This window comes from Hydrogenophaga sp., assembly GCF_028698005.1.
Classification (GTDB): domain Bacteria; phylum Pseudomonadota; class Gammaproteobacteria; order Burkholderiales; family Burkholderiaceae_C; genus Hydrogenophaga.
Genome location: NZ_JAQVEJ010000029.1, coordinates 21,266 through 27,454 on the forward strand (window position 1 = coordinate 21,266; position 6,189 = coordinate 27,454).

4 protein-coding genes are annotated in these 6,189 nt (G+C 64.8%); 1 reads left to right on the top strand and 3 read right to left on the bottom strand.

Annotation, left to right across the window (positions count from 1 at the left end; all coding sequences use genetic code 11):
* Window positions 1–67: 67 nt before the first annotated feature.
* The 3 genes from PHQ87_RS05080 to PHQ87_RS05090 form a co-directional block, all read right to left on the bottom strand.
* Window positions 68–1,786, bottom strand: a complete 1,719-nt coding sequence (locus PHQ87_RS05080; RefSeq protein ID WP_300231810.1) for an acyl-CoA dehydrogenase family protein — start codon at window positions 1,784–1,786, stop codon at window positions 68–70.
* Entirely contained in the window at window positions 1,783–2,460 is a 678-nt protein-coding gene (locus PHQ87_RS05085; RefSeq protein WP_300231812.1) for a TetR/AcrR family transcriptional regulator, read from the bottom strand. Before PHQ87_RS05085 ends, PHQ87_RS05080 begins: the two co-directional genes overlap by 4 nt.
* Before the next feature lie 268 nt (window positions 2,461–2,728).
* On the bottom strand, window positions 2,729–4,888 hold the full coding sequence (locus PHQ87_RS05090; protein ID WP_300231813.1) for a PhoX family phosphatase: 2,160 nt from the start codon (window positions 4,886–4,888) through the stop codon (window positions 2,729–2,731).
* 197 nt (window positions 4,889–5,085) lie between these two features.
* Between PHQ87_RS05090 and PHQ87_RS05095 the strand changes: the two genes are divergently transcribed.
* The gene (locus tag PHQ87_RS05095; protein WP_300231817.1) at window positions 5,086–5,928 is read left to right on the top strand and encodes a GNAT family N-acyltransferase; all 843 of its coding nucleotides are present in this window, start codon (window positions 5,086–5,088) and stop codon (window positions 5,926–5,928) included.
* The last annotated feature ends 261 nt before the right edge of the window (window positions 5,929–6,189 follow it).

Here is a 6,189-nt window from a genome sequence, read left to right on the forward strand (position 1 = left end):
GGCCACTTCGGACAACAGAAGCCTTCAGGGACGTACAGGTCTGAAGGCCAGTGACGCTTGACCGGGGTTAGCGTTTGACGCGGGCGCGTTCTACGATCGCATCTGCCTGAGCCTGCGACACGCCGGGCCCCAGAGTGCCGAACATGACACCCCAGTTGCTGGCGATGCCGCCGATCCTGGTCTTCAGGAACACATCGACGACGTCCGATGTGGCGTGACGCAACAGCTCCACGCCCTGAACGCAGCGCGCCACCGCCTCCGTGGCCGGGCGGGCGAGGAATTCGTCATCGATCATGGCCTGAAGCAGCTCAGAGGTTGTGCTGACGAAGGCGTCGAAGCGCGAATCCATCCCCTTGACGCTCGTCAGCTCCGCCATCAGCGCATCGCGACAACCGGGGTCCTTTTGCATGGCACGCCGCACGTCCATGCACATCATGTTGGCGGAGCCTTCCCAGACGCTGTTCAACGGGGCCTCGCGGTACAGGCGGGCCATCGGACCATCCTCCACAAAGCCGTTGCCGCCGTGGCACTGCAGGGCCTCGTTGGCCACGGCCACCACACGCGAGCAGTTGAAGTATTTGGCCATCGGCGTGGTGATACGGGCAAACGCCTTTTCTCTGGCGTCGGTTTCGATGTGGTCCGTGGCCTTGGCGACGCGCAGCGCCATCAGCGTGGATGCCTCGACCTCAACCGCCATGTCGGCCAGCACGTTGGCCATCATCGGGCGCCTGGCCAGGCTGGAGCCAAAGCCGTCGCGTGTGGTGGTGTGATTCAGCGCGAGCGTCAGCATTTGCCGCATGAGACCGGCCGAGCCAACGGCAAAGTCCAGGCGGGTCAGGTGTGCGTGTGACAGGATTTCCCGCAAACCCCTGCCTTCTTCACCCACGCGAATGGCCAGTGTGCCGGCGTACTCGACTTCGCTGGAGGCGTTGGACTTGTTGCCGGCCTTGTCCTTGAGGCGCTGCAGGAAAAAGCGGTTGTAGCTGCCGTCGGGCAAGGTCCGCGGCAGGAAGAAGCAGGTGACTTCGCCATTGACCTTGGCCAGGGTGAAGAAACCATCCGACTGCGGGACCGAGCAAAACCATTTGTGCCCCGTCAGTTCGTACCAATGTGCCACCGCTCCGTGGTAATCGGCCGAGTGCGCAAACACCGCCGTGGTCTGGGTCTCCCGAAGGTCGGAGCCGCCTTGCTTTTCGGTCATGGCGTAGCCAACGACCACCGAGGGCTTGTCCGCGACCTCGCGGCGGCTGAAATCGTAGACGGTGCCCAGGGACTTTTCTGCCCAGACCTTGAGGGCAGGCTCATGCATGAAGCCCGCGTGCGCGGCATAAGCCATGCCGGTGGGGCAGCCCGTGCCTTGCTCCACCTGATTCCACAAGTAAGACAGAACCGCGCGTGCAAAGTGGGGGTGCTTTTCCTGGGCCGTCCATGCCAGTGTGGGGACTTCATGCTGCCAGGCCAGTGACATCAACTGGTGCCAGGCGGGGTGCAAGTCGACCCAGTCGATCCGGTTGCCGTAGCGGTCGTGCGTTTTCAGCTCCGGGATGAACCGGTTGGCCTGGCGTGCCAGCTCCTGCACCGCTTCACTGCCGGCCAGGTGCCCGATGGCAGACGCCCTGGTTGCAGCCCAGGGGGCTTCGCGTTCGACCGCCGCCTTCAGAATGACATCGTCCTCGAACGCATTGAATCCGAACGGAAAGTCTGCCTGGTTCTTCACGACATGGGTCGAGAAGCGGCTTGCCTGATGGGCCGGCGGCCTGGCTTGTGTTGGAAGGGGGGCGTTCATCGTTGTCTCCTGTTGGCGAGGGTGATCGGGGTGATCTTCTGGGGGGGGAGCACGGTGGCACAACAAACATCGGCGATCTGGCTGGCCAGGCCGTGCACAGCGTCCAGGTCGTGTTGGCCCGAAATGTCAAAGTCGGCATTGAGTGGTGACAGCGGGCCGATCAGGCTTTCCATGAAGCCGCCGACGATGACGGTGGCTGCGATCGAGGGATCGATGTCTGTACGGAAATCACCTCGCTCCTGACCCGCCCTGACGATCCGCATGATCTGCTGGCTGATGGCACGGCGATACACCAGTCGCGCCTCATCCAGTTCCTTCTCACAGGGCTCTGCGATCAGCGCGTAGGCCAGCCGGCGGTTGCGCATCGCGCGCTCGACAAAGGTGGACACCGCGACATGCAGGTTCTGGGAAGGGGCGTCGGCGCTGTTCGCGATGGCTTGCAGCACGTCCACTTCCCGTTGGGAAACGGTGGACAGCACCTCGACGAACAGGTCTGCTTTGGATGGGAAGTAGCGATAGACCGAGCCGATGGCCACGCCGGCAGACGATGCGACGTGGCTGATCTGTGCCTCGCTCCAGCCGCCCTCGGAAACCATCATCCGGGCCGCAGCGAGTATCAGCGCGCGCTTGTCGGCCAGGCGGGCCTCGATCTGTTCGGTTTTGCGGTAGGCCATGAAGAAATGAATTTGAATTCATTGATGGAGTGAATCCTAGTTCATGTCATCCTTGGCGGCAAGGGCGAGGCCGGACACCGGGATGACGGCGATGTCATCCCGTTTTCAGTCGCCCTGCTCTGAATCCCCAGTCTGATGTGACCCCGATCGCTTCATCGCAGGATGATGGCCTTCTCTGCGTCCTACTCCTGTGGTGTGTGAGAGACCGCGTGGGCGCGGTCCATCGTCGTGAGCGGGGTCAGCGTGGCAAGCTGGCGCCAGTCATCCATCAGCTGCCGATGACGCCACCGTCGTTCTTGGTGATGACAATGGTGGCCGAGCGCGGGCGCTGGCCGGCGCCGTAGCCGGCGTTGGCGGGCCACTGGCTCTCGTACTTCGCCGGGTTGGTGGTATCGGCCATCTTCGTGTTTTCACCCGGGTGCTGGATGTTGACGAACAGCGCACGGCCGTCGGGCGTTTCGGTGATGCCGGTGATCTCGGCGCCCCTGGGGCCGACCAGGAAGCGCTTGAAGGTCGCGGGCGTTTGTGCCTTGCCCACATGGGTGGTGACCGTCTTGTCGCCGTAGGTCAGCGACTTGCTGCCACCGTCGCCCACACGGCCTGGCACCGCGGCCATCAGCATGCAGTTGGTTTTGTCGGTGTAGGCGCCGTCGTCGGTCTCGATCCAGCACAGGCCGGTGGCCTGGCTGAACACCAGTCCATCAGGCGAGGACAGGTCGTTCTCGTCGTTCAGGTTCGAGAGGTTCACCGTGGCCTTGTCGGCATCGGCCTCCGACGCGAATAGATAGATGTCCCACCGGAAGCCTGTGTCGGTAGGCTGGCTTTCGGCCAGGCGCAGGATGTGGCCGTGCACGTTGCCCTTCTGCGTCTTGCTGCCCTTCATGTCAGTGTAGGCGCGGGGGTTGGCGCTGTCGGCGGTGGCGCCCGTGCGGGCGCTGTTGTTGGTCAGCGTGATGTAGACCTCGCCGTTCTTCGGGTTCACGCCGGCCCACTCGGGTCGGTCCATCTTGGTGGCGCCCACGGCGTCGGCCGCCAGGCGGGTGAAAACGGCGATGTCGGCCGCATCTTTGAACTCGAAGTAGGAGCTGCCGGCGATCACCGGGTTGTCCATCGACAGTTCCAACCACTGGCCGGTGCCATCGCTCTTGAAGCGCGCGGCGTACAGCGTGCCCTTGTCGAGGTACTTGTCGCCCGCGGCCAGGCGGTTGGCCGGCTCGGCGTCGGCGGCGTCCCACTTCGCGTCCGAGACGAATTTGTAGATGTACTCGCCGCGCGCGTCGTCGCCCATGTAGGCCACCACCGGCTGGCCCGGGCTCACCTTGGCGAAGGTGATGTTCTCGTGGCCCATGCGGCCCAGCGCGGTGCGCTTGCGCAGCAGCGAACGGCCGTCATAGGGGTCGAGTTCCACCACATAGCCGAAGGTGTTCATCTCGTTGCGGTAGTCGTCCTTCGCGCTGGCGCCACTGGCGCTGTTGTTCCAGCGGGCGTACTGGTCGGCCGTGCCGGCGCTTTCCCAGCCGTGGCGGCTGGCGGCGCCGGCCTTGCGGCCGTAGCGCACCAGGCCCTTGACCTGCTTGTCGTTCTTGCGTGCTTCGTCGTCCTTGGCGTCGCGGAAGAAGTAGCCGAACCAGTTTTCTTCGCCGCTCACAAAGGAGCCCCAGGGCGTCCGGCCGGCGCCGCAGTTGTTGAGCGTGCCGCGGGCCCGGGTGGCGGTGTTGTCGTACCGGGTGACCAGGTGCTCGCTGCCACGGGCCGGTCCGTGGATGGCGGCTTCGGTCATGGTGGTGATGCGGCGGTTGAACGGCGAGTCCGGTTGGTAGGCCCAGCGCTTGCCGTCGGACTGAACCTCGACCACGGAGAGACCGTGGATCATGAGCTCCTTGTCCACCTCCGCGGCGGGGCGGGGCAGGGTGGCGGTGCCGCCGTCGGCGTGCAGGAAGAAGGACGACAGCTTTTCGTCCGTGGTGGCCTCATGGTTCATTGCGATCAGGCCGCGCAGGGCGGCGCTGCGGGAGGGTCTGCCCTGCGCATCGAGGCCGAACCACTCCATGCCGTCGTGGTGGTCGCCGGCGCGGTTGCCGAAGTCGGCGTCGGTGCCGTCGTTCCTGAAGGCGGGGGTGGACGCCGTCAGCGGGTCGCCCAGGGCGTAGAGGACCTGGGCCGTGTAGCCCTCGGGCACCACCACCTTGTCGCTGGTGTGCTTGGCCACGGCCTTGAAGGACAGGCTGCCCACGCTGTGGCCGCTGCCGCCACCCATGCCGGTGGCACAGCCGGTCAGGGCCGAGGCGCCCACGGCGGCGCCCGCCAGACCGGCGCCCTTGAACAGGCGGCGGCGGCTCAGGCGTGCTTCAAGGATCTCGTCAATGCCCGGGTTGTTCGTGGTGTTGGAGTCTTCGTTGTTGAAGTGCGATTCGGCTTTGAAGCTCATGTCGGTTCGGCGTGGGTTGATGGAAAGCGAGTCCAGTCTGCGCTGTGGTCATGAAAGTTTCATGACAGTGGTGTGGCCGTTCGTGGTGCCGGCTTGCGTCGTCACAAAAGCTTCATGACACCGCCACGGAAATGACATGAAGCGGCCGGAGCATCGAGGGCATGAACAACCGACACATCTTGACCCAGGAACCCCACATGCGAGAACTGCCGACTCTGATGCTGGACCTGGCGCCGCTACCCGACTTCCGGAGGACGCTTCGCCCATGCACCGGCGAGCCTGCTGCGGTGGTGGTCCCGGCTGCGGGCGGTATCGACGTCAGCTGGGCGCGGCACCTGGATGAGGTTAGGGAGGCGCAGCGCCTGAGGTTCGAGGTGTTTGCCGGCGAGATGGGAGCCATCCTCTCCAAGGCGGTGCCGGGCCACGATGTCGATCTGTTTGACGACTACTGCGAGCACCTGTTGGTGCGCGACGTCGTCACGCGCCGGGTGATCGGTACCTACCGCGTACTGACGCCCCAGCAAGCCAAGCGGGCCGGCAGCACCTACTGCGACACCGAGTTTGACCTGGTGCGCCTGCGCCGGCTGCGAGAGAGCATGGTGGAGCTGGGCCGCAGTTGTGTGCACCGTGACTACCGCCAGGGAGGCGTGATCATGGCCCTGTGGGGTGCGCTCGCGGCCTTCATGCAGCGCAACCGGCTGGACACCATGATTGGCTGTGCCAGCATCCCCATGCAGCACCAAGGCCCGCATGGCGTGATCGGCGGTGGCCACGCGGCAGCCAGCATCTGGCGCCAGGTTCAGGGCAGGCACATGGCCCCGATCGACTGCCACGTGCGGCCGCGGCTGCCGCTGCCGGTCGATCAGCTGGACAGCTCGCTGGAAGTGGAGCCACCGGCGCTGATCAAGGGCTACCTGCGTCTGGGTGCCAAGGTCATGGGCCCGCCGGCCTGGGACCCGGACTTCAATGCCGCCGACCTGCCGATGATCATGCGCATCGGCGACATGCCGGTGCGCTACCGGCGCCACTTCGGTGTCTGATGCTGTGTGCCGGCGGGCATCCCTGCGGGGCGCACGCGCGATCCTGCCATGTGCGTTGGGTCGCCGGATTCATGGTTTGAATGAAGTCGGGAGCGGACCGCTGGACTGGCGGTGTGGATCAATGCTCGGCACGGATCAGGCAGAGCCACAAAGCCACCGAGCCCTCGATCGGGGGCTTTGTCTCATGTGGGGTTTATGTGAGCCTGATCTGGAAAAATGCGTTGAGCATTTGATTGATAAGGCCAACTGGCGGAGGCGGTG

Excerpts from the sequence above, each read along its gene's own strand:
- PHQ87_RS05080 (WP_300231810.1), bottom strand. The coding sequence starts at position 1,786 with ATGAACGCCCCCCTTCCAACACAAGCCAGGCCGCCGGCCCATCAGGCA.
- PHQ87_RS05095 (WP_300231817.1), top strand. The coding sequence starts at position 5,086 with ATGCGAGAACTGCCGACTCTGATGCTGGACCTGGCGCCGCTACCCGAC.
- PHQ87_RS05090 (WP_300231813.1), bottom strand. The coding sequence starts at position 4,888 with ATGAGCTTCAAAGCCGAATCGCACTTCAACAACGAAGACTCCAACACC.
- PHQ87_RS05085 (WP_300231812.1), bottom strand. The coding sequence starts at position 2,460 with ATGGCCTACCGCAAAACCGAACAGATCGAGGCCCGCCTGGCCGACAAG.